Annotated in this window: 11 protein-coding genes, 2 tRNA genes and 3 rRNA genes; 6 read left to right on the forward strand and 10 right to left on the reverse strand. The window is 52.8% G+C overall.

Annotated elements, in window-relative coordinates:
• Positions 1–55: 55 nt before the first annotated feature.
• The 7 genes from DYH27_RS10465 to DYH27_RS10495 form a co-directional block, all read right to left on the reverse strand.
• Positions 56–1,249 (reverse strand): glycan-binding surface protein, encoded by a 1,194-nt coding sequence (locus DYH27_RS10465; protein WP_004353744.1) that lies wholly within the window; start codon positions 1,247–1,249, stop codon positions 56–58.
• Between the two features lie 25 nt (positions 1,250–1,274).
• Positions 1,275–3,035: a RagB/SusD family nutrient uptake outer membrane protein gene (locus DYH27_RS10470; RefSeq protein ID WP_025067262.1), complete on the reverse strand. Its 1,761-nt coding sequence runs from the start codon at positions 3,033–3,035 to the stop codon at positions 1,275–1,277.
• An 18-nt stretch (positions 3,036–3,053) separates the two neighbouring features.
• Positions 3,054–6,248 carry a SusC/RagA family TonB-linked outer membrane protein gene (locus tag DYH27_RS10475; protein WP_029216550.1) on the reverse strand — a complete coding sequence of 1,065 codons (3,195 nt, stop codon included), beginning with the start codon at positions 6,246–6,248 and terminating at the stop codon, positions 3,054–3,056.
• A 287-nt stretch (positions 6,249–6,535) separates the two neighbouring features.
• Entirely contained in the window at positions 6,536–8,800 is a 2,265-nt protein-coding gene (locus DYH27_RS10480) for a GH92 family glycosyl hydrolase (RefSeq protein ID WP_025067263.1), read from the reverse strand.
• 31 nt (positions 8,801–8,831) lie between these two features.
• Entirely contained in the window at positions 8,832–9,602 is a 771-nt protein-coding gene (locus DYH27_RS10485; RefSeq protein ID WP_025067264.1) for a discoidin domain-containing protein, read from the reverse strand.
• A 34-nt stretch (positions 9,603–9,636) separates the two neighbouring features.
• Positions 9,637–12,258 carry a GH92 family glycosyl hydrolase gene (locus DYH27_RS10490; RefSeq protein ID WP_029754995.1) on the reverse strand — a complete coding sequence of 874 codons (2,622 nt, stop codon included), beginning with the start codon at positions 12,256–12,258 and terminating at the stop codon, positions 9,637–9,639.
• Between the two features lie 332 nt (positions 12,259–12,590).
• Positions 12,591–13,583 carry a hypothetical protein gene (locus tag DYH27_RS10495; RefSeq protein WP_025067265.1) on the reverse strand — a complete coding sequence of 331 codons (993 nt, stop codon included), beginning with the start codon at positions 13,581–13,583 and terminating at the stop codon, positions 12,591–12,593.
• Between the two features lie 1,178 nt (positions 13,584–14,761).
• Between DYH27_RS10495 and DYH27_RS10505 the strand changes: the two genes are divergently transcribed.
• The 6 genes from DYH27_RS10505 to DYH27_RS10530 all read left to right on the forward strand — a co-directional run bounded on the left by DYH27_RS10505 (position 14,762) and on the right by DYH27_RS10530 (position 20,718).
• Positions 14,762–16,292, forward strand: a 16S ribosomal RNA gene (locus DYH27_RS10505).
• Between the two features lie 169 nt (positions 16,293–16,461).
• Positions 16,462–16,535: transfer RNA gene (locus DYH27_RS10510), tRNA-Ile, on the forward strand.
• A 16-nt stretch (positions 16,536–16,551) separates the two neighbouring features.
• A tRNA-Ala gene (locus DYH27_RS10515) sits at positions 16,552–16,625 on the forward strand.
• Between the two features lie 229 nt (positions 16,626–16,854).
• Positions 16,855–19,759 (forward strand): 23S ribosomal RNA (locus DYH27_RS10520).
• A gap of 189 nt (positions 19,760–19,948) precedes the next feature.
• Positions 19,949–20,061, forward strand: a 5S ribosomal RNA gene (gene rrf, locus DYH27_RS10525).
• Together the 16S, 23S and 5S rRNA genes with 2 tRNA genes alongside form the textbook arrangement of a ribosomal RNA operon.
• Positions 20,062–20,550: 489 nt before the next feature.
• On the forward strand, positions 20,551–20,718 hold the full coding sequence (locus DYH27_RS10530) for a DUF362 domain-containing protein (protein WP_007367116.1): 168 nt from the start codon (positions 20,551–20,553) through the stop codon (positions 20,716–20,718).
• Between the two features lie 496 nt (positions 20,719–21,214).
• On the opposite strand, the gene DYH27_RS10535 is transcribed toward DYH27_RS10530, so the two are convergent.
• Genes DYH27_RS10535 through DYH27_RS10545 form a run of 3 tightly spaced genes read right to left on the reverse strand, consistent with a single transcriptional unit; the run spans position 21,215 to position 22,921 of the window.
• Positions 21,215–21,484 (reverse strand): DUF4834 family protein, encoded by a 270-nt coding sequence (locus tag DYH27_RS10535; RefSeq protein ID WP_025068370.1) that lies wholly within the window; start codon positions 21,482–21,484, stop codon positions 21,215–21,217.
• A 22-nt stretch (positions 21,485–21,506) separates the two neighbouring features.
• On the reverse strand, positions 21,507–22,211 hold the full coding sequence (locus tag DYH27_RS10540; protein ID WP_029216665.1) for a CDP-alcohol phosphatidyltransferase family protein: 705 nt from the start codon (positions 22,209–22,211) through the stop codon (positions 21,507–21,509).
• Positions 22,211–22,921 (reverse strand): phosphatidylserine decarboxylase family protein, encoded by a 711-nt coding sequence (locus tag DYH27_RS10545; RefSeq protein ID WP_013671937.1) that lies wholly within the window; start codon positions 22,919–22,921, stop codon positions 22,211–22,213. The genes DYH27_RS10540 and DYH27_RS10545 overlap by 1 nt, the downstream gene beginning before the upstream one ends.
• Positions 22,922–22,967: the final 46 nt, after the last annotated feature.

A 22,967-nucleotide genomic window follows, 5' to 3' on the forward strand; every position in this document is an offset into this window, starting at 1 on the left:
TTTTCTCTGGTATGAAAGTCTTGCAGTGGACGATAGCCCCTGCCATGGCTCTCCCTTATTTTTTTACGAACCGGAAGTTGGTCAGTGCAAAGTCAGCATCCAGTGCATTCTGCGGCTGGTAGACGATTGTCAAGTCATTGCTTCCTGTTTTCAGCGTGTTCTTGCCATCGTTGCTCTGGAACCAGGTCTTTGCGTCGAGGGTTATCGTACGCCATTCTCCGTTCGTGTTGAATGAAGAACCGCCTGAAGCGGGATTCCAGCGAAGCTTCATCTTGTCATTGCTTTGCGTGCTCCAGAAGATGAAATCGCCAGTGGAGAGTGGATTGGTTTTCGGGGTCCATACTTCAAACTTCACATTGTAGTTCTCCGTATGGGCGGCGACATCCGCATCCGCAAGGTCGAAGTGACCGGCTATCAGCGTGTCCCAGTTCCATGCGCCGTATGTGTTCCTGCGGCGGAAGAAAGATCCCCCGATAGGAGATACGGGGTCGCCCTCCTGCGTTCCGTCGGTGAAATAGCCCTGGTCGGTCCACAGGAAGCCTTGTCCGAAGAGATAGCTCTTCTCATAGCTGGCGAAGAAGGGTACGCCCCGGTCGCGGAACTTCAGCCTGTAAGGTGTTTTCATCTTCGGACTGTTCAGTACGACCTCTGCTCCTTCGGCAGTCCCTTCGGGGATGGTGAAGACGAGCCGGGTGTCGCTCTTTTCCACGACCTTCAGCGGATTGCCGTCGATGGTTATGGAGGCGGACTCGCCGGAGAGACCGTAAAGGTCGAAGAACCGGCCTGTAACGACAGCGTCGGTGCCGGCTGCGGCAAACTCGTTTTCAAATCCGTTTACCACGAGCTCGGGGAAAAGAATCGTAAAGGGGTAGGTCACCTCGCCCTGTTCGGTCTGTACGGTAATCGTGTTGGTCAGCTTCGTCGGAGCCTCGGCGGGGATGGCCACGTTTATTCTTCTGCGGACCGCATAGATCTTCTTCAGGTCGACATTTACGTCATTGAAGAGGATGGCCTTCACCTGTGCCAGGTTGTCTCCCTGGATGGCAAGCCACTGTCCCATCTCTCCCTGTGTGATGGAGGTTTCGAGCTGGTCGGCGGGAGTTATCTTCTCAATCTTCGGCGCACCGTCGGAAGAGAAGTCGTCGCCATCAGGGTGATCGACTATGTCCTTCTGGCAGGCGGACAACAGCAGCACCAGTACTGTCAGTGCCGCATAGGATATCTGATTGATAATCTTCATGTGTGTCATAACTTTTTTTTCATAAGGACGGAGCTTACCATCCCTTGTTGTTTTCTTTGATGTACTTGTTCACGCCTACCTCCGAGTTGGGGATAGGGAAGAGAAGATGCTTCTCGGTACGGGTCTTCAGAATGTCCACCTCGTCCGTGCCGCCGATGGCGTTCATTACCGGCAGATAGATTCCCCATCTGATCAGATCCCAGCGACGGTCGCCTTCCTCGGCAAATTCCATGGCTCTCTCCTCCAGGACTGCGGAACGGAATTTCACCTTGTCGTTGATGTTCCCCGCCCCGGAGAGCGTCTTCGGTGTTGCGTTGCTGCGGATGCGCACCTTGTTCAAGGCATCCAGAGCCTCCTGCGTGGGACCGCCGTTAACCTCGTTGGCAGCTTCGGCGTAGATGAGCAGCACGTCGGCAAAGCGCAGGAAAGGGTAGTAGATGTCCGTACGCTCTTTTGTACGGTCAGTAACATAGGTGTACTTGTTCAGATAAGCCAGGTAGTTGTTGTCGTTCTTGCTGTTGTAGGAAAGTCCGTCATTGAACGGCTCCACAGGCCCTACCCACTGTCCTGCTGCATTCTGGTAGCCCTGGGCCTTTTTCTTCCACTCTTCATTGTTGGGATAATAGGAGGCTACCCGATACTGGACGTCGAAGTAACGCTGCCAGCGGTGCATGACCCCCTTCGTTATCCTGTAGTCCTGCGGCTCGAACAGCTTGTACCAGTGATCGCGCATTCCATGGTGCAGTCCGTCAACGGAACCGTCAGTGTTCAGCAGGCCGACATACCCCTTTCCGAAAGAGACACCATAGATGGCATTGTCTGAAATCGTCTGGAGACTCCAGATGTGTTCGGTCTTGTTGCGGTTGGCTATCGCCCAGAGGCCGTCGTAGTCTAACAGGCCATAGTCGCCGTACTTCCCGTCCATGACCTCCTTGGCCTTGTCGCGGGCAAGCGTGAAATACTTCTTGCTGTCAATCTTCTCATAACCGGCGAGTTGTGTCTTCTCATGTTCTATGGCGACAGGGCTGGTATAGACCTTTTCTCCATTGACCATCTGGAAAGCCTTGCCTCCACGGACGATGACTTTCTCTCCTGTGGGAACAGCGCCGGATGCCATTGTCAGGTAGACCTTTGCCAGCAGCGAGGCTGCCGCTCCTGCCGACCCGTGTCCCAGGATGAACTTCCGGTCTGTGTTCTTGTAGGACAGCTGTTCGCTCTTCTTCAGCATTCCTACAATATAGTTGTACACGGAGTCTACCGGCTGGCGGGGCTGCTGGATGTCCACCTTGCCTGAATTGATCGTGTGGTCACGGATGGGGAGCGGCCCGAAAGCACGCACGAGGAGGAAATAGGAATAGGCTTTCAGGAGATACAACTCTCCCAGGGCGTTGTCCCTTGCTTCAGCCGAAGCGCCCGTCATCGGCTCGACGTGTTCGATTCCCAGGTTGCAGCGGTGGATGACGTTGTACATCTTCTCCCACATCTGCTGTGCATGGTCATCGTCCTGGAAATTGCCTGATCCGAACTTGCCGAAGGCCCAGTCCGGCCCCGTCATGTAATCACAGTCGAAGTCCAGGACGTGTGGGAAGGCGTCCCAGCGGTAGACTTCATAGGTCAGGGCACTGTATGCCCCTGTCACCCACTGCTGTGCCCCTTCGTCGGAGTCGGGGATTGTCTCTTCATTGACGAAAGAAAAACTCTTTTCATCCAACGCCTCGGCGCATGCCGCCAAGGCCAGTGAAAGCAGTCCACAGAAGAGGGTGGATGCCGTATGCTTGATATATCTGTTGCTCATTTTATAATAAATTATGCGTTAATAGTCAATCTTGAAGCCGATGGAAAAACTCCGGGAGCTTGGATAACAGTAGTAGTCGACTCCGCGACGGGAGGCATCCCATCCGAAGGCGTTGACATCCGGATCCGACCAGCTGTAGCCTGTAATGGTAAACAGGTTGGTCGCATTTGCATAGACATAGATGTTGGAAAATCCCTTCCAGCGGGGCTTGAAGTTATAACCGAGGCTGATGTTCTTCATCCGCAGATACGAAGCGTCTTCTACGTAACGGTCTGAAATCTTCATGTCACGGTTCCGTGTAGAGACGTTCTTGGGCCATCTTGCACCGACGGCATTGTCTTCCGTCCAGCGGGAGTTGTATGCGCTGACGGGGATGTTGCCGATGTCATCCAGCCGGACGTCACGGAGATTGGCGTTGAGAAGGTCGTTGCCGACGGATCCCTGCAGGAAGAAACTCATCGTGAAGTTCTTCCACCGGAAACTGTTGGTGATGCCGAAGGTGAAGTCCGGGTTCACGTTGCCGATGACCGTACGGTCGTTGTCGTTGATGACACCGTCATGGTTCAGGTCTTTGTATTTGATCTCGCCGATGGCAAGACGCTTGATGTCTGCCGAGGACATGCCGGCATACTCCTTGTTCATCCTGGCTTCTGCCTCATTGTCATAGAATCCGTCCTCGACGAAACCGTAGATCGTACCGATGGGATATCCGTTCCGCTGGATGAAGACCTGTGTCATGGCAGCGGATATGCGCTCCGAGAAGCGGTCGGACTCCAGGCCTCCTACAGCGTTCTTGTTGAAAGCGATGTTGGCATCGATGTCCCAGTTGAAGTCCTTTGTCCTGACGGCGTAGAACTTGCCGCTCAGTTCCAGGCCCTTGTTCGTGACATAACCCTCGTTCGACCACATATTCGTGAATCCATTGCTTGACGGTATCGCCGTACTCTGCAGCAGGTCACGTGTCTTCTTCCAGTACAGGTCGGCCGTGATGTTTACCCGCCCGGAGAGGACGGATGCGTCCAGACCGATGTTGTACTGGTCGGTCGTCTCCCATTTCAGATTCTTGTTCAGTGCGCCGCGCCACAGTACTTCCGAGAAGCCGCTCGTCATGGTTCCGTTATACGGATAGTTGGCTGCCACCATGTAGAGCTGTGCCTGATAGGCACCGATGCCCTGGTTTCCTGTCTGTCCGTAGCTGAGGCGGAGCTTCAGGTTGTCGAACACGTTCAGCCGCTTGATAAACGGTTCTTCTGACAGTCTCCATGCAAAGGCACCTGAAGCGAAATGCCCGATCTTGTTGTTGGACTGTGAGAACTTGCTGGACCCGTCACGGCGCAGCGAAGCCGTGGCAATGTACCTGCCGCCGCCGAAAGAGTAATTCACACGTCCCAGGAGTGACATCAGCTTCTGCTGTCCCCGGTCGCTTTCAGGGGCATTGTAGTTCAGTCCGAACCCCATGTTGTAATCCCATGTCGCATCCGTGGGGAAGTTATAGGCGGACATTGACTTGGATCCGAAGTCTGCTATTTCATAGGTGAAGCCCAGGACGGCATTCAGCGAATGCTGTCCGAACGACTTGTCAAAGGTGAGCAGCGATTCAGACGTGAGGCTCTTCCACCAGCTGTCACTCTGTCCGGCACTGCCGTTCTTCGGGTATTTTCCCTCGGCGGTATGCCGGTCGTAGTAACTTCCCCGGCTGTTGCTCGAGTAGCCCAGTCCCAGATTCTGGCGGAACTTCAGGTAACCGGTCAGTCTGGCCTCCAGATAAGAAGAGCTGAAGAAGTTGCTTGTCTTCTGCTGGTCCTTGGAGTTGTTGAGGTACACCAGCGGATTGGAGGCCAGCCAGTTCAGCTTGTCCGACTCGTAGACGCTCACGTCCGGAGCATAGGTGGCCGGGAAAATGATGGCCGACCGGATGACACCTACCTCGTTGCTCGATTTCGCAAAATCGGTCGTGGCGTTGGTATAGTTCATGGACATGCCAAGCTCCAGCCAGTCTTTTACGCGTCTGCCGATGTTCATGTGCAGGACGTATCTCTCATAGCCCGAACTCCTGATGACACCTGTCTGGTTCATGTAGTTGCCCGAGAAGGACCACCATCCGTTGTTGTCGTTTCCCGATACGTTCAGGTTGTATTCCTGCGAAAAGGCCGTACGGTAGATTTCGTCCTGCCAGTTGGTGCCCCGCACCATCGTCTTGTTGCCATACTGATCTTCACGCAGCCCCGGATTCAGGAAGTCTTCCGGGGAGGGATTATAGGTGCCCGAACCGGGAATGATCTGCCCGTTCGATTCACGGTACTTCCAGATTCCTTCGTAAGGGAGTCCGCCGCTTATCTTCCCGTTGTAGATTCTCGCATTGAGTTCCTGTTCGTTGACGTACTTCGCATAAGTATAAGGATCCAGGACATCTATCTTCTTCAGCACTGTGGACATTCCGAAGTTGGAGGTGAACTCTATCTTGCCCCGCCCTTCATGGCCTTTCTTCGTCGTAATCAGCACCACGCCGTTGGCACCACGCGAGCCGTAGATCGCCGTGGCGGAAGCGTCCTTCAGAACTTCGATCGACTCGATGTCATGCGGGTTGATGGACGCAAGTGCATTCATGTTCATCTGGCTGCCGTCGGTGGCCTTGCTCGTTGGCGTGGATGCCGTCTCGAACGGGATGCCATCGACGATGTAAAGAGGCTGCGTGCTGGTCGTGAACGAATTGGCACCGCGCACGTTGATGCTGATGGCGCCGCCCGGCGCACCGTCCGTCTGGTTGACGGTCACGCCGGCGAGCTTGCCCTGCAGCGCCTGGTTGAAGCTGTTGGAGCTGGTACCGTTCATCAGTTCGTCACCGCCGATTTTGGCCACTGCTCCTGACAGGTCGCGCTTCTTCATCGAACCGTATCCGACGACGACGACCTCGTCCATGTTCTCTGCACTCTCTTCCAAGACGACATTGAGCGTCGAGTGGTTGCCCACCTTTATCTTCTTGCCAAGCATACCCATGCTGGTAATGTTCAGAATGTCTTCGGGAGCTGCCTTGACGGAATAGTTGCCGTCGATATCTGTAATGCCGGCGACCTTGTCCTTGATTTTGATGACAGCTCCGATCACGGGTTCGTTCTTTGTGTTCAGTATCTTTCCCGTGACCTGACGGCTCTGTGCGAAGCCTGTCAGGGGCAGGAAGCACAGCACCATTAGAATAAATAAGAGTCTTCTCATAATGATAGAATCGTTTGATTGTTCACTTGCATCCCGGATTTATGTATCATGCTGGAAAACAACAGGTTATAAGCGGAAGGACAGTACGGCCCTTGCCACTGTTCCGAAAGGTGCTTAGTTGCGTTCCAAGTAGGCGTTAGTTGCACTGCAATCAGGCCTTGTTTGCATCGCAATCAGGCCTTGTTTGCAATGAGGCTGACTGCCTGATAAAATCCGGATGCTTTAGACAGAAATTTTTAAATAGAAACTTAGATTGTTTACTTGAGGATTAATTGTTTACTTGAGGATTAATAGAAGGATGGCGGTGCAGCGTTGCTTCCGGTCCCCCAGTGTCTGTCGGGCATATTTCCCATGACGAAGTCCAGTACGCCGCCATTCTCTAACTGGTGCCAGGGAATCCATGTTGAAGTCACATCCTTTTTGTTGAAGCGCACACTCTGGATATAAGGATTGACGGTCGGGGCGTTCTGTGCCGTGATGGCCAGCACCTTGCCTTTTCCGGTCCTTATCTGGACCCTGTCGAACAGAGGTCCTGTTACCGTAAATCCACCGATGCCGGGAATGCACGGGTACAGCCCTATTGCCGAGAAGACATAGAGGGCCGACATCGCTCCGGCATCATCGTCGCCTGGAAGGCCGTCGGGGGTGTCGTTGAAAGAAGACAGCACTTTCCTTACCAGAAGCTGCGACTTCCACGGCTTGCCAAGATAGTTGTAGACGAATGCACTTCCGAAACACGGTTCATTGCCCAGCCAGTAATAAGGCTGGTCGGGTGCCCAGCCACGGTTGATTTTAGAGGTAAAGGCATCAAGACGGTCTTCAACGAATTTCCGGCCGCCTGCCAGGCTGATGACGGCATCCATGTTGTGGGGGACGCTCCAGAAGTACTGTATCGCATTCCCCTCGTTATAGCCGTCGGTCCCTGTTTCCGTGAATGGAGAGAGAAAACTCCCGTCCTGTTTCCTGGGGCGGAAGAGGCGGGTCTCTTTGTCGAAGATGTTTTCAAAGTTCTGCGCACGGTCCATGTAATAGCTGTAAGCAGAGGAGTCGCCGGCAGCCTTGCAGATCTGCGCAATGGAGAAGTCGTCAATACAGTATTCCAGCGTCATGGAAGCACCGTGCCCATGTCTGTCAACAGGCACGTAGCCATAGCGCATGTAATCGTCCAGACAGACCCATCCCTGGTAGCCCTTGCACTTCAGATAGGACGTGGAGACCTTCTTCATCATGTCCTTCGAAGCCTGGAGGTCGAAGTCGCGCGCTCCCATGGCATACATGGCTGCTATGAACGGGAACGTGGAATAACCGTTCATCACGCCATACTCCACATTGTTCATGCTCCAGTTGGGATAGGCGCCGCCCTGTTCAGCATCGTGGAGGAGCGACTGTATCATGTCTGACGACTCCTTCGGTGCCAGCAGGGCCTGAAGGAAAGAACTTGTACGATAGGTGTCCCAGAGGGAGAAGTTGGCATATTGTTTCCTACCCGGCTCTACCTGGTGTACCTTGTCGTCGAATCCCATGTATGCCCCGTTCACGTCATTATAGATGTTAGGATGCAGCAGGTTATGGTAGACTGCTGTATAAAAGGTCTTCCGCTCAGCCTCCGTACCGCCTTCCACGGTCATCCGTGAAAGATAGTCGGTCCATTCATCCTGTACGGTGCTGTGGACACCGTCGAAGTCCCAGCAGCTGATCTCTGCGTTCAGGTTCTGGCGGGCATTGTCTATGCTCACATAGGAAATCGCCATCTTCATCTTCACCGGCCTGTCCTTCCGGTTGCCGAAAGAAACGAATGCGGCAATGTCGTCACCTGCCACGTTCGACTGCCGGGGAAACTTCTCACGTCCTTTCCATGTACCGTAGTCAGAGAAACGGGCATTGAACTTCGCCACGAAATAGACCCTGTAAGGCCGGTCGTGAGGGTCTCTCCAGCAGAAGCCTCCTGTAGAGACCCATCCTGTCACGGTCATTGAACTGGTCTCGATATGCAGTTCGCCGGCACCGATTCCGTTGGCACTGTTCGTCGGCATGAAGACACAATGGGCGTCATCCGCGCTCTTGAAGGCGAACTCTCCGATGGCGGAATGAGGCATGGCGGTGAACTTCGTATCTACCTGGTAGTCAGGTAGCGATACCGCATAATAGCCCGGCTTGGCCGTCTCGTGCTCATGGGAGAACTTCGAACGGTAGGCGAACCGGTCGCCGACCGGTGTCCTGTCCAGACTTCCAGTGACCGGAAGGAACTGAAGGTCCTGCATGGCATGGCAGCCGACACCGCTGAAATGTGTCATTCCGAAGCCGTTGATTTCAGTGCGGGAATACTTGTATCCCGGGCGGGAGGCCACATCTTCTTTTTTGTCGAAAGGATTGTTCGGACTGATGGAAATCATCCCGAAAGGAGCCTGTGCCCCCGGGTAACAGTTCCCCTCATTTCCCGTTCCGATAAAAGGATTGACGGCATCATAGGGCGATATCGGCTGGGATGCACCGGACAGCGGGAGGACCGACATCAAGACCGAAAGGATGATATAGAATCTGGTTCTTAGCATGGATGTTCGTATTGATGAGTGGCAAGACGGCCTACAGCTTCACGCCGTAAAGCTCAAGTTCCCAGAGACGGATGGTGAAGTCCCTTGAAGGGTCATAGGCGACGAACCTGACATACCGGCCCTTTGCCGGTGCGAAGCTCACGTCCTTGACGCTGTCGTCATTGCCGGTATCGCTGAAGGCCAGGGTCCAGTCCTGTCCGTTCTCACTTACGAAGAGTTTGAAATTCTGCACGTTGTCATAGTCGGGCTCTTTGGTCTTGCAGTCATAGAGCCTCATGCGGTAAAGTTCACACTCCTGGCCCAGGTCGACTACGACCTCGTGCTCCTTGCGGTTCTCCTCACACCATTTCTTGCTGTAGTTGTCAGGACTTGCCGTCCCGTCGAAAAGCCAGTCGGGCTTCTCTGTCCCCACATTGCCGGTGCAGGAGACGACTTTCTTCCCGACGCTGAGGAGCTCCATCTTCTTCGTGTTGGACACTTCGATATTGGACTTCAGTTCCACGTCGTCACGCTCGTCATTGCTGGACACGTCCACCTTGACGGTGTAGCTGCCTTCATCCTCAATCTTCAGGATGACCTTGCTGCCTCGCTCTGACAGCTTCCTGGCCTGCTTGGGCAGTATCCACTTGTATTTGTAGGAGGTCGACGGGGCCTGTCCTACCACCTCGAACGTCACCTTGCTGTTGGCAGGCATCAATGACTTGGAAGCCTTCAGGGAAAGTCTTCCTCCTGCTTCCTGCCCGAAAACGGCGGAAGTCCCCAATACGAGCATAAAGCTCAAAGCTGACAAAACATTCTTCATAATCTGTTATGTTTTTTAATTGTTAATCACTGGTTCATTTCTTCAATATATAATCTATCCTTCCACCGTTCCTGATGTCGTCATAGTTCATGATTCCATCAGGACATTCCTTTCCGTTCACCTTGACCGACTGGATGTAGAACGTCTTGTCTGTGTGGTTGGGAGCACTTACGACGATGTTTCCTGAAGGACGCTGTATGGTGACTTCCTTGAATATCGGGGAATTGAGATAGTAGATGTTCTGTCCGGCATTGGGGAAGAAGCCCATTGCGGAGAAAAGCCACCAGGACGACATGGCACCGCTGTCATCGTTGCCCGGCATGGAGTATTCGCCGAAGAGGTTTTCCATTACGTAATTCACCCAGTAGCAGGTGAGGTCCATCCGGCCTACGTGGTTGAAGAGACGCGTAGCAAGGAAAGACGGTTCGTTGGCAAGCTCCAGCAGGCTGTTCCTGAATCCGTAGTCCAGCTTCTTCGCGAAGGCTTCCTTCCCTCCACACAGCTCGACGAGCCTGTCGATGTCATGTGGCATGAAGAACGAGTAAGTCCAGGCATCGGCCTCGTAGAAGTAACGTTTCCACGAACCCCAGAAGTAGGTCGCGTCAATGGGAATCCACTTGCCGTCTATGGTCTTCGGACAGATAAAGCCCTTGAAGCCCCTGCTCTCAAGGTCTGGATTCCACATATTGACCCATTGGTGCGAACGGTCCAGATACTTCTTGTAGTCACATGTGTGTCCCAGTTTCCTGGCTGCTTCGGCCACGCAGAAGTCATTGTAGGAGTATTCCAGCGCAGTCGACTGTGCCATGACACCGCCGGGAAGCCATCCGTGCTTTCTGTAGAAGAGGGAGTCGTTCTGTTCCAGCCCCGGTTCGCCTATCATCAGGGGGGCTGCACGGCGTTCATGGTCGGCGCTGAACTTGAGGTATCGGTATGCTTCGTTACGGTCAAAGCCCTTGAGGTCCTTGAGGATGGCGTCAGCAACGATATTGTCCACGTCGTTGCCGCCCTGCTCCTCGGCCATGTCGTTGCCTGCGATATAGGCGTCTTTCACCTTTCCGTTCACTTTCAGGCGGTTGATAAAAGACTGCACGTTACGCGAAACGACATCGGGCTCGATGATGGTGAGCAGGGGAAACAGCGTCCGCCATGTGTCCCATACGGCAAAATGGTCGTCCCAAAGCTCCATGTTTTCAAAGCCGGGAAAATCATTCGTGCGGTTGCGCGGCATGAGCAGACTGTGATAGAGGGCGGAATAGAACATCTTCATGCGCGTGGCCGGACCTTCGCTGACGACGATGTCGCTCAGGATGGAGTTCCATCTTCTGAGACCGTTCTTCTGTACGGCGGCGAAATCCCATGCGGGAATCTCTTTTGCCAGGTACTTCCGCGCCTGTTCGATGCTCTTGAACGAGATGGCTATCTTCATGTATATGGCTTCGCCTTTCTTCGTCTTGTAAGTAAAGTAGCTTCCGATGCGGTCGTTTCCGCTGGTAAGGACAGCCTCGCATACGCCGTTCTGCAGGCTGCCGTTCTTCCATACACCGAAAGAGGCCGGCCTCTTGCTCAGTTCGGCGGAGAAGTATAGCTTGTAGTAACCACCGCTGAAGCCGCCCTCATACTCTATCATGCCTGAGAACCTGCCGGGCGAAGCAGGGTCGATGGCAACCGTGTTGGAGCGTACGGAGCCGCCGATGAATTTGGCAATGTCGCGCGTCAGACTGTGGGTCACGTCCATGGCAATGCTGGCATTGTCCGATTCTGGAAACGTGAAGCGGTAGATGGCTGCGTGTTCTGCCGGTGTCACCTCGGCCGTTATGCCGTACCGGGTGAGCGTCGCCTTATAGTAGTTGGGCATGGTGACTTCATCCGCAGCAGGCGAGTCGTGCTCTGTTTCACCCACCTTCAAGCCGATCTGCGGCGAGACAAGGAAGTGACCATATTTACCCCATCCCGTCCCGCTGACGTGCAACTGTCCGAAACCACGGATAGGCTGTCCGGGGGCATAGCCGTCATGTTCGCCTTCAGGTGTCTGCGGTGAGGGATTGATGGAGGCGAAAGGCAACTGCGGACCGATGACGCAGTTGCTTCCCTTGTCGTCTATCACGCCTACTTTCGTGTCGACAAACGGCACAAGTGAGTAGACTTTCTTCTTGCCTTCCATATAGAGGAATTCGGGCTTTACCATCGCTCCGTATTTGGATACGGCCCCTGCTCTGGATGTCATGCCTTTTCCCTGTACCCACACCTGGAACTCCATCAGCCGGACGGCATCGTCCTTGGCTGAAGCGGGTACCAGGAAACGGACGAACCGCACCTGCCTGCAGTCTATGTCATAGTTCCGTTCCGCCTGTGTGTTGGATGTCTCGTTGATGCAGTCCGTCCAGTTCTGCCCGTCCCGGCTGGTCTGTACCTTGAATATGTTGTTCGGATCCCAGTGCTCCCAGATCAGTCCGATTTTCTTTATATTGTATTCCAGCTGCAGGTCATACATCAGCCACTTGTCCTCCGACTTGTTGTCGCACCACTTCGTGTTTTTATCTCCGTCACAGGCTTTCTCCGGAGCCTCGTTCTGATTGACCCAGGATGATGCGGAAACCTCAATATGCTTGCTTAAAGCGATGTTCCTGATAGAAGTAGAATCTGTTGGGCCCATGGCAGCACATACCTTGGTCACAATAGACAGAAAGATTATTAAAACGATTTTTTTCATTCTGTTTTCAAGTAATATGTTATATTTAAAGAGGATGGGGACGACGGAATGCGGCAACCTTGCGTGTTCTGTTTTCCAGCAGCAGAATGTCAATTAAATTTCTGCATGAAAGGCAAGAAACACCCTTGTCATAACCAAGGTCCGGCAGTTTGTCTCTCGATCTTGCCTCAGTTACGATATTGGATAACAGCAGGACCATTCCATGACATAAAAGGACTTGTGCGGAGAGTGAAGCCTCCTGGCCTTTGCATGGATGTCGTCACCACAGGTGAATACTATCTTGCAATTTTCTTCGTGACTCCGTTTTTCTTCTGGATCATGATACCGCGTCTGGGAACGGTCTGGCGTTTTCCATCTAAAGAATAGTATTCCGTACCCTGATCGTTCTGTACACTTTGATAGCCGGAAATGCCTGTTGCAGGACCTTCTGAAGAAAAATAAGCCTCTTTCAGAACATAAGTTGCGCCTGCGTTTCCTTTCACGTAGACTTGGCGGAGTTTGTTTTTTCCGGAGCCCAAGGTCACGGAGACGTTTGGCGTACCTGCCTCAAAGGGAGCTGATGTACTGGTGTTGTCATCATATTCAACACATAATTCTCCTGCGGAAGACGTTTGGAAGTCTGCGACGAAGCTCTTAAAGGCGGAAAAGTCTCTGTATTCGCTGTCAAAGTACCATCCTCTGTGGGAACCGTCGCTTTCTATGGTTATCGTATGTGTGTCGGGATTGTATGAAGAACCTCCTCCTTCTTCTATTTTCTTCAGAGTGAGGTTGAATTTAGCGGCTTTGTTTTCGGCCAGCAGCTGGGCATACTCTGCACTGGTACATGCATAGATCTTGTCTATGGTTATGGTGCCTGGATATTTCGCATTTTGGATGAAGAAGTCCTTTACCATGTCTTTATGGGCAGAGTTTAAGGGGACGGCAGCTATTAACGCGCCGGGCTGTGCGGCCGCTTCCGTTCCCCATGAGTCCTGTTGCTTGGTGCCATCGGTGTACTCTACCTTCATTTTAAACATACAGGAGGTATCCGACATTTTGAGGACGATTACATCATATCCGGACAAGTCAAGACCGCCTTCATACACGCAGCCCTCGTCATCAAAGAACTTGAAAGTCATTCCATTCCAGTCACCGAGAAAATTGAGAGTGTTGCCGTTGACGACACTGTTTCCATCCCAAGGCTGGAATTCTCCGGTGATTTCTTTCATTGCATACATGCTCGTTGTAAAAAGCATGGCGGCAAGGAAACATGCTGTTTTCTTTCTCATCGATAATAGGATTTAGTTTACATTAGTTATCTTAATCTCATCTTTTGGTATCGTTGCAGCCGTTGACCAATCTGCTGCAAAAGTAAGCATTATTTTTCTATATTGATAATACTTTCTTTGCAGAAGATGATACTATAATTTTTTAATCAGACTGGTCCTGGAAATTATTATTGTGGAAGGAAACCGTACTGTTATGAATGAATGCTGCCGGTCTGAGCCGAAAGTGTGTCACATACCGATACCGTAGGGACAGACGAGGGCGTCTGTTCCTGTAGTTTAGCCGCTATAAGAATTTCTGACACAGCCCCTTGCTACCGCATTTGTCTGTCAGCCTGTCAGGTTTTTTGCATTAATGTCAGAAAACAGTCATCTTATAGAAACGATAAGCGGTGTCAGGCACTTGTCGGTCTGTACTGTTTTCAACCAGTGCTGTCCGGTAAACATCTCTTATGTAAGTTGTCTGCGTCTTGCATACAGGCATAGCGACTGCAGTGAACCGGCCTTCTTTGCAGATGTGTTGATGCCCGGCACTTATCGTGCTGTCGGTGAACGCCAGCTGTGTTGACGCCCCGCTCCTTGGTAATAATTGCCGGGATAGTCGGCTTCCTGTATTTCGTTTACAGCCGGTTGTCAGTCAGCTTTTATCGGGTACTCCCGATGAAAAGCACCCTCGTCGGCTTGTTTTCCGGGAATAATTCTTACTCGTACCCAGCGGCTCTGCCGCTCGTGTCTATGTGTCCGGCAGATATTGGCTATATATAATATAAGGTGGAATCTCCTTATGCCTCTTCAAAAGAAGGGGAAACATATTTTTTTGGAAAATAATTCTCGAAACATTTGGCTGGAAAGAATTTTCTCCATACCTTTGCACACGCTTTGCGAGACGAGCCGTCCGGCGGGTTTTCGGAAGCGACGAAAGGAAAGAGTTCTTTGAAAGGATTTACATAGACAGAGAAAGTAGTACAGGAAGCGTCCGGAGGGCATCCGTGCCGTCCGGACGGGTAGAAGAAACGAACCGATCAGTTTTTGCGTCCCTGCGTAGCGGGGGCGCGGTCGTTCTTTGGACCCTGAATTCTTGAGGATGAGCGTTCTGGAACAGAGATCACTCGGTGAGGTGCCGGGTTAGCGTGGTATTCATTATCACCTGCCACCCGTCACCTGTCACCGACACATATTTTACAGTGGAGAGTTTGATCCTGGCTCAGGATGAACGCTGGCTACAGGCTTAACACATGCAAGTCGAGGGGAAACGGCATTGGGTGCTTGCACTGAATGGACGTCGACCGGCGCACGGGTGAGTAACGCGTATCCAACCTTCCCGTTACTGCGGGATAACCTGCCGAAAGGCAGACTAATACCGCATGTTCTTCGATGACGGCATCAGATTCGAAGCAAAGATCCGTCGGTAACGGAGGGGGATGCGTCTGATTAGCTAGTTGGCGGGGCGACGGCCCACCAAGGCGACGATCAGTAGGGGTTCTGAGAGGAAGGTCCCCCACATTGGAACTGAGACACGGTCCAAACTCCTACGGGAGGCAGCAGTGAGGAATATTGGTCAATGGGCGGAAGCCTGAACCAGCCAAGTAGCGTGCAGGATGACGGCCCTACGGGTTGTAAACTGCTTTTATGCGGGGATAAAGTGAGGGACGCGTCCCTTTTTGCAGGTACCGCATGAATAAGGACCGGCTAATTCCGTGCCAGCAGCCGCGGTAATACGGAAGGTCCGGGCGTTATCCGGATTTATTGGGTTTAAAGGGAGCGTAGGCCGGGGATTAAGTGTGTTGTGAAATGTAGGCGCCCAACGTCTGACTTGCAGCGCATACTGGTTCCCTTGAGTACGCGCAACGCCGGCGGAATTCGTCGTGTAGCGGTGAAATGCTTAGATATGACGAAGAACCCCGATTGCGAAGGCAGCCGGCGGGAGCGCAACTGACGCTGAAGCTCGAAGGTGCGGGTATCGAACAGGATTAGATACCCTGGTAGTCCGCACGGTAAACGATGGATGCCCGCTGTCGGCGCCTTGCGCCGGCGGCCAAGCGAAAGCGTTAAGCATCCCACCTGGGGAGTACGCCGGCAACGGTGAAACTCAAAGGAATTGACGGGGGCCCGCACAAGCGGAGGAACATGTGGTTTAATTCGATGATACGCGAGGAACCTTACCCGGGCTTGAATTGCAGGAGAACGATACAGAGATGTTGAGGTCCTTCGGGACTCCTGCGAAGGTGCTGCATGGTTGTCGTCAGCTCGTGCCGTGAGGTGTCGGCTTAAGTGCCATAACGAGCGCAACCCCTCTCCCCAGTTGCCATCGGGTGATGCCGGGCACTCCGGGGACACTGCCGCCGCAAGGTGCGAGGAAGGCGGGGATGACGTCAAATCAGCACGGCCCTTACGTCCGGGGCTACACACGTGTTACAATGGCCGGCACAGAGCGCCGGTGCGGCGCGAGCCGCATCTAATCTTGAAAACCGGTCTCAGTTCGGACTGGGGTCTGCAACCCGACCCCACGAAGCTGGATTCGCTAGTAATCGCGCATCAGCCACGGCGCGGTGAATACGTTCCCGGGCCTTGTACACACCGCCCGTCAAGCCATGAAAGCCGGGGGTGCCTGAAGTCCGTGACCGCGAGGATCGGCCTAGGGCAAAACTGGTGATTGGGGCTAAGTCGTAACAAGGTAGCCGTACCGGAAGGTGCGGCTGGAACACCTCCTTTCTGGAGAGGACGCTCCCGTTCCCGCCTTCGTGCGGGACGTCTCGGGGCATCATGACGGTCCCGGGGACGGCCCGGTCCGTTTCTTCTTCCCGTACTCACTGCGCTCTGTTTCATGAAACAAGAGAAGAGGAAGTCCGGCAGGAAAGCCCGCATCGCTTTCTTCCGACCCAGTCCTATAGCTCAGTTGGTCAGAGCGCCACACTGATAATGTGGAGGTCGGCAGTTCAAGTCTGCCTGGGACTACTTCTTTCTTTTTTCCGGGGGATTAGCTCAGCTGGCTAGAGCACCTGCTTTGCAAGCAGGGGGTCAACGGTTCGAATCCGTTATTCTCCACTCCAAAGGGAACCGGTATGGGCTGGAGGTCTTTCCTTCCCGCTTTTCACCCTTTGCCTTTGCGGGATCTTTGACATATTGACACAAGCAAGACTGTAAAGTAGAACGGTTCTTTCCGTCAGGGAAGAATCAGTATTCTGATGATTGAAGCAAGTACTTCAGATTCTTCAGAATCACACAACAGCTGAAAGTATGAGCTACATTCTCCGCAAGCGATTGCGGAGAAGGCGAAGAAAGTAAGAAAGGGCGCATGGCGGATGCCTTGGCTCACGGAGGCGATGAAGGACGTGATAAGCTGCGATAAGCCCCGGGTAGGTGCAAATAACCTTTGATCCGGGGATTTCCGAATGGGACAACCCGGCAGGCTGAAGGCCTGTCATCACTACGAATGTAGTGAGGCGAACGGAGGGAACTGAAACATCTTAGTACCTCCAGGAAGAGAAAATAAACTAATGATTCCCCCAGTAGCGGCGAGCGAACGGGGAAGAGCCCAAACCGGCGGCGTAGCGATGCGCCTCCGGGGTTGTAGGACCACGCTGTCGTACTTGGATTGTGAGGAGAATGTTCTGGAAAGAACAATCATAGAGGGTGATAATCCCGTATTCGAAGCATGACGAGACGTAGTGGTATCCTGAGTAACGCGGAACACGTGAAATTCTGCGCGAATCTGCCGGGACCATCCGGCAAGGCTAAATACTCCCGTGAGACCGATAGTGTACGAGTACCGTGAGGGAAAGGTGAAAAGCACTCCGACGAGGAGAGTGAAATAGTTCCTGAAACCATGCGCCTACAAGCGGTCGGAGCCGCGTAAGCGGTGACGGCGTGCCTTTTGCATAATGAACCTACGAGTTGCCATGTCTGGCAAGGATAAGCGTCATGAGACGCGCATCCGCAGTGAAAGCGAGCCTGAATAGGGCGTGTAGTCGGACGGGGCAGACGCGAAACCAAGTGATCTACACTTGCCCAGGTTGAAGTCCGGGTAACACCGGATGGAGGACCGCACGGATAAGCGTTGAAAAGCTTCCCGATGAGGTGAGTGTAGGAGTGAAAGGCCAATCAAACTTGGAGATAGCTCGTACTCCCCGAAAGGCATTTAGGTGCCGCGTGCGGCGTTGTCCGCGAGAGGTAGAGCGACCGGTAGGTCAAGAGGGCTTCACCGCCTGTCGAGACCTGACGAACTCCGAATGCTCTCGGATCGCAGCCGTGCAGTAAGGGGGCGGGTGCTAAGGTCCGTCCCCGAGAGGAGAAGAATCCAGACCGCCGTCTAAGGTCCCGAAATTCTGTCTGAGTTAGTCTAACGAAGTCCGGTCCCCGTGACAGCTAGGATGTTGGCTTGGAAGCAGCCATTCATTCAAAGAGTGCGTAACAGCTCACTAGTCGAGGGTCCGGGCATGGATAATAATCGGGTATAAGTCAGATACCGAAGGCGCGGGATAGTAATGTAAATTAAAAGTATCGGTAGGGGAGCATTCCATCGACGTCGAATGGTGAAGGTAACTGATCCTGGAGTTTATGGAAAAGCAAATGTAGGTATAAGTAACGATAAAAAGGGTGAGATTCCCTTTCGCCGAAAGACCGAGGTTTCCCGGGCGATGCCAATCAGCCCGGGGTCAGTCGGGTCCTAAGTCTCAGCCGAATGGCGAAGGCGATGGCAGATGCGGTTAATATTCCGCAACTCGCATTATCAGTGACGTGGAGACGGAGCAGTGACACTGCCGCGCCCTGACGGAACAGGGCGTTTAAGTGCGTAGGTTATGATAGTGGCAGGCAAATCCGCCGCTGGAGCTGAAACACGAAAGTACAGCACTTCCTTCGGGAAGAGTTGAGTGCAGGTAATCATACTTCCGAGAAAATCCGCTAAACTTAATGATATTGCGCCCCGTACCGCAAACGGACACACGTGGTCGGGTAGAATATACTGAGGCGTTGAGAGATTCATGGTTAAGGAACTAGGCAAACTGACCCCGTAACTTCGGGATAAGGGGTCCTCATGGCGACATGAGGCGCAGAGAATAGGTCCAGGCAACTGTTTAACAAAAACACAGGGCTGTGCGAACTCGAAAGATGAGGTATACAGCCTGACACCTGCCCGGTGCCGGAAGGTTAAGAGGAGACGTCACCAGCGATGGGAAGCGTCGAATTGAAGCCCCGGTAAACGGCGGCCGTAACTATAACGGTCCTAAGGTAGCGAAATTCCTTGTCGGGTAAGTTCCGACCTGCACGAATGGTGTAATGATCCGGACGCTGTCTCGACCATGATCTCAGTGAAATTGTAGTATCGGTGAAGATGCCGATTACCCGCGATGGGACGAAAAGACCCCGTGAACCTTTACTGCAGCTTAGCACTGACCTCGGTCATCCGATGTGCAGGATAGGCCGGAGGCTTCGAAGCGGTCGCGCCAGCGTCCGCGGAGCCGCCCTTGAAATACGGCCCTTCGGCTGTCTGAGGTCTAACGCGCCTGTGGCGCGGACACTGCTTGGCGGGCAGTTTGACTGGGGTGGTCGCCTCCAAAAGCGTAACGGAGGCTTCCAAAGGTGCCCTCTGACCGATCGGTAACCGGTCTCATGGAGTGCAATGGCATAAGGGCGCTTGACTGGGAGGCAGACATGCCGAGCAGGTGGGAAACCAGGGCATAGTGATCCGGCGGACGTGCATGGAAACTCCGTCGCTCAAAGGATAAAAGGTACTCCGGGGATAACAGGCTGATCCCCCCCGAGAGCTCATATCGACGGGGTGGTTTGGCACCTCGATGTCGGCTCGTCACATCCTGGGGCTGGAGAAGGTCCCAAGGGTTGGGCTGTTCGCCCATTAAAGTGGCACGCGAGCTGGGTTCAGAACGTCGTGAGACAGTTCGGTCTCTATCTATCGTGGGCGCTGGAGTTTTGCGCGGTGCCGTCACTAGTACGAGAGGACCGTGACGGACAGACCTCCGGTCAGCCGGTTGTGCCGCCAGGTGCACCGCCGGGTATCTGAGTCTGGAACGGATAAGCGCTGAAAGCATCTAAGCGCGAAGCCGTCCGCAAGATGAGAACTCCTCACGAGGGCCGTCACAGACGATGACGTGGATAGGGCGCAGGTGTAAAGACGGCGACGTCAAAGCCGAGCGCTACTAATTGCCCGAAGCTTTCTCCCGGTCTCCCGCCTCCGGCAGTCGGAGTGCGGGGGCCGGCGGCTCAGACTTTGAGCTGTGTGTCCTTCCGGGACGGAGGACGGGTTCTATGACGGTCTTGCCTGTGGAAATACGTCACCTCATACGGCTGGCAGGGATCCTTCTCCATCAGGAACACGGTGGGGAAGGAGAGGAGTCAGTCCGGAAGTCATGTCAGGTGGTTATTGCGGCGGGGTCCCACCTCTTCCCATTCCGAACAGAGAAGTTAAGCCCGCCTGCGCCGATGGTACTGCAATGCAATGCGGGAGAGTAGGTGGCCGCCTCCTTTCACACACGGGAGAGTCCCGGAGACTTGTCTCCGGGGCTCTCCTTTTTTCGTCTGGAGGGATGAAGGCGGAGAGGGGGAAGGGTGTGATGGGCGGTGATATGCTGTGATAAGCGATGATAAGCGATGATGAGATGGCTGATGGGCGGTGATAAGCTGTGATGTTATGGATGATGATGACAGTGATAAGCAATAATAGGCGATAATAGGGGATGAGGGTAGGTTAATTTGGAAATAAGATTTGTAATTGGGTTGACTATAAACTGATAAGTGGTGATGGATGTTGATCAGGAACGTTTCCGGCAGGTCTGGGAGAAAAGTTATTGATGGAAGTGGGGAGCTTGTTTTCTATTTTGATGCCGTCTAAATATTTGTAATTTTTCTCATAATGTATAGGTATTCGAGATAATATTCTTATCTTTGCATCATCAAAGTTAGGTATCATGCCTGTTTGTAATACAAGAACATTATTAACATTATAAATTAAATTATGGCTTACGTAATTGGCAATGACTGTATCGCTTGCGGTACATGTATTGATGAGTGCCCGGTAGGAGCGATTTCCGAGGGTGACATCTACAAGATTGACGCAGATGCATGCACGGAGTGTGGCACTTGTGCATCGGTTTGTCCTAATGAGGCTATCAGCCTCCCATAAGGATTTCTAATCCTGTTACTGATTAAATTCATAAGGCGAGTCGAAAGGCTCGCCTTTTCTTGTTCTCTGAAAGATTGGTGTTCTAAAATGGGCAGTAGATATTTAGTAGCCCAAGCGAAGGGAGATGTGGAAAATGTAATCAGGTGTTATGCCCCCATGCGAGATACAGGATCTTAAGAGAAGACCGTGCAAAACATATAGGAATAAATTGCAGACAAAAAAAACAGGTCGTGTCAAAAGGTAAATGCTTTCAGAGGAAGTCTTACGGTGTGAATCGACCCAATGAGAAAAGCCCATTTCAAAACTCGTTAGTGAGCAGTGAAATGGGCTTTTCTTTGCTTGTAAATTTCGGCTTAAAGGTTGAAGGTTGTCAGGTCGTGGGTATCTTGTGTTTGGACACACCCTCTTTCCGCTGTCCATTGCCGTTTATGCGGCTGATTGTCGTGCTTTTGGGGTATGGTAACAGTATCCGAATCTCCCCTATGCTTGTTCCTTGTCACGTCTTGGGTTCGTCGGTCTCTGTAAAGTCAACGTACTCCCCTTCACTGTCAGGTATCACCTGTCTGTTCCGTTTCTCCACCGGCCTGTTGTCAATGACGGTATTCCCATGAGCTGCGCTCTCTTCCTGCTGCTGCCTGTAGGGGTTGAACTGTCGGCGTGCCTTGGTCAACTGCTTATAGAAAGAAAATGCAATCCATACGATGACAGCCAGGAAAACTATGAATATGAAAAATGCGAATTTCAGCAGGAAAGCGATAAACGTCATAGTCCTTTTATATAGTGTCCCCCTATTTCTTTACAGGGGACGGTTTTACAATAACCGACAGGATTACATACCATGCGATGATGATGGCAAACGACGAAATGCCGAAGATGGCGATCAATGGGATGCACGTAATGAGGAAGATATATTTCACTTCGTTTCCTTTCCATCCCCACTGTTTGAATTTCAATGCGAACATCGGAATCTCGGAAACCAGAAGCCAGGAGCTGACGAAGACACCGACCAGGATAAGGCAGCCCGCCCATGAAAAATCGTAGATTCTGTCACCGAGGCCCACGATGAGCGATCCCCAGAAGAGGGCGTTGGCCGGTGTCGGCAGTCCGATGAACCCCAGTGCCTGACGCTCGTCAAGATTGAACTTGGCAAGGCGGAGGGCTGAGAAAGCCGCCATGATGAATGCAGCGAAAGGCAGGTAGAAACGTAACGGCTCAAGAAACGCGGGATAGGACATCATCTGCAGCTGTGAGAAGATGATAGCAGACGGGGCCATGCCGAAGGTTATATCGTCGGCCAGGGAGTCCAGTTCTTTGCCGATAGGCGAAGATACATGGAGCAGTCGTGCCGCCATGCCGTCGTAGAAGTCGAATACTGCACCGATGATGATCCACAGCAAGGTAGTCTCCGCATTGCCAGCGAGGGCATAAACTGTGGCGATGCATCCGGAGACAAGGTTGCAGCAGGTGATACTGTTGGGAATGTGTTTCTTTATCATGCTTGCTGTCTGTTTGTTTTCAATCTGGCGATGACCGTCTGGTCACCTGTCGTCGCCTGCCCCATCTTCACGCATACTTCAGAGCCTATGGGGAGGAAAAGGTCCACCCGGCTGCCCAGTTTGATGAAGCCCAGGTGTTCGTCGATGTAGCAGTCTTCGCCTTCCTTGGCGTAAGTCACGATGCGGCGCGCTACGGCACCGGCAATCTGGCGGCAGAGGATGTCCGTCCCGTCAGGCGTTGTGATGATGGTATCGGCGTGTTCGTTCTCTTCGCTTGCCTTGGGAAGCCATGCTTTGTGGTAGTTCCCGTCAAAATGCTTCACTGACTTCACCACACCGTCCACTGGAAACCAGTTGGCATGGACGTTCCAGAGGCTCATGAAGATGGAGATCATCAGTCTCCGTTCATGGAAATATTCGTTTTCATCCACTTCCTCGATGACGACGATATGCCCGTCGGCCGGTGCGACGACGATGTCATCAGTGTCCTCGCTGCCGAAATAGCGGATCGGACAGCGGTAGAAGTTCAGCACGATGCCGTAGACTGTACCGAACACGACTGCAAAAATACAGAACGGTATCTTTGACGGAACTGCAAACCAGAGAACCAGTGCGACAAGCACAATACAGATTGCTCCATAAAGCAGCGTATCCGTACCTTCACGGTGGATTCTTATCTTTTTGAGTTTCTTTTTTATTTTTCCCATGGTCGTTGACCGACGTATTTGTTTTGTTGCAAAGGTACTTCTTTTT

It is taken from the genome of Prevotella denticola, from assembly GCF_900454835.1.
Lineage (GTDB): Bacteria > Bacteroidota > Bacteroidia > Bacteroidales > Bacteroidaceae > Prevotella > Prevotella denticola.

Bases quoted from the DNA above. Each gene is read 5' to 3' on its own strand.
- DYH27_RS10485 (WP_025067264.1), bottom strand. From the start codon at position 9,602: ATGAAGAATGTTTTGTCAGCTTTGAGCTTTATGCTCGTATTGGGGACT.
- DYH27_RS10480 (WP_025067263.1), bottom strand. From the start codon at position 8,800: ATGCTAAGAACCAGATTCTATATCATCCTTTCGGTCTTGATGTCGGTC.
- DYH27_RS10535 (WP_025068370.1), bottom strand. From the start codon at position 21,484: ATGACGTTTATCGCTTTCCTGCTGAAATTCGCATTTTTCATATTCATA.
- DYH27_RS10545 (WP_013671937.1), bottom strand. From the start codon at position 22,921: ATGGGAAAAATAAAAAAGAAACTCAAAAAGATAAGAATCCACCGTGAA.
- DYH27_RS10490 (WP_029754995.1), bottom strand. From the start codon at position 12,258: ATGGGCCCAACAGATTCTACTTCTATCAGGAACATCGCTTTAAGCAAG.
- DYH27_RS10495 (WP_025067265.1), bottom strand. From the start codon at position 13,583: ATGAGAAAGAAAACAGCATGTTTCCTTGCCGCCATGCTTTTTACAACG.
- DYH27_RS10475 (WP_029216550.1), bottom strand. From the start codon at position 6,248: ATGAGAAGACTCTTATTTATTCTAATGGTGCTGTGCTTCCTGCCCCTG.
- DYH27_RS10530 (WP_007367116.1), top strand. From the start codon at position 20,551: ATGGCTTACGTAATTGGCAATGACTGTATCGCTTGCGGTACATGTATT.
- DYH27_RS10465 (WP_004353744.1), bottom strand. From the start codon at position 1,249: ATGACACACATGAAGATTATCAATCAGATATCCTATGCGGCACTGACA.
- DYH27_RS10470 (WP_025067262.1), bottom strand. From the start codon at position 3,035: ATGAGCAACAGATATATCAAGCATACGGCATCCACCCTCTTCTGTGGA.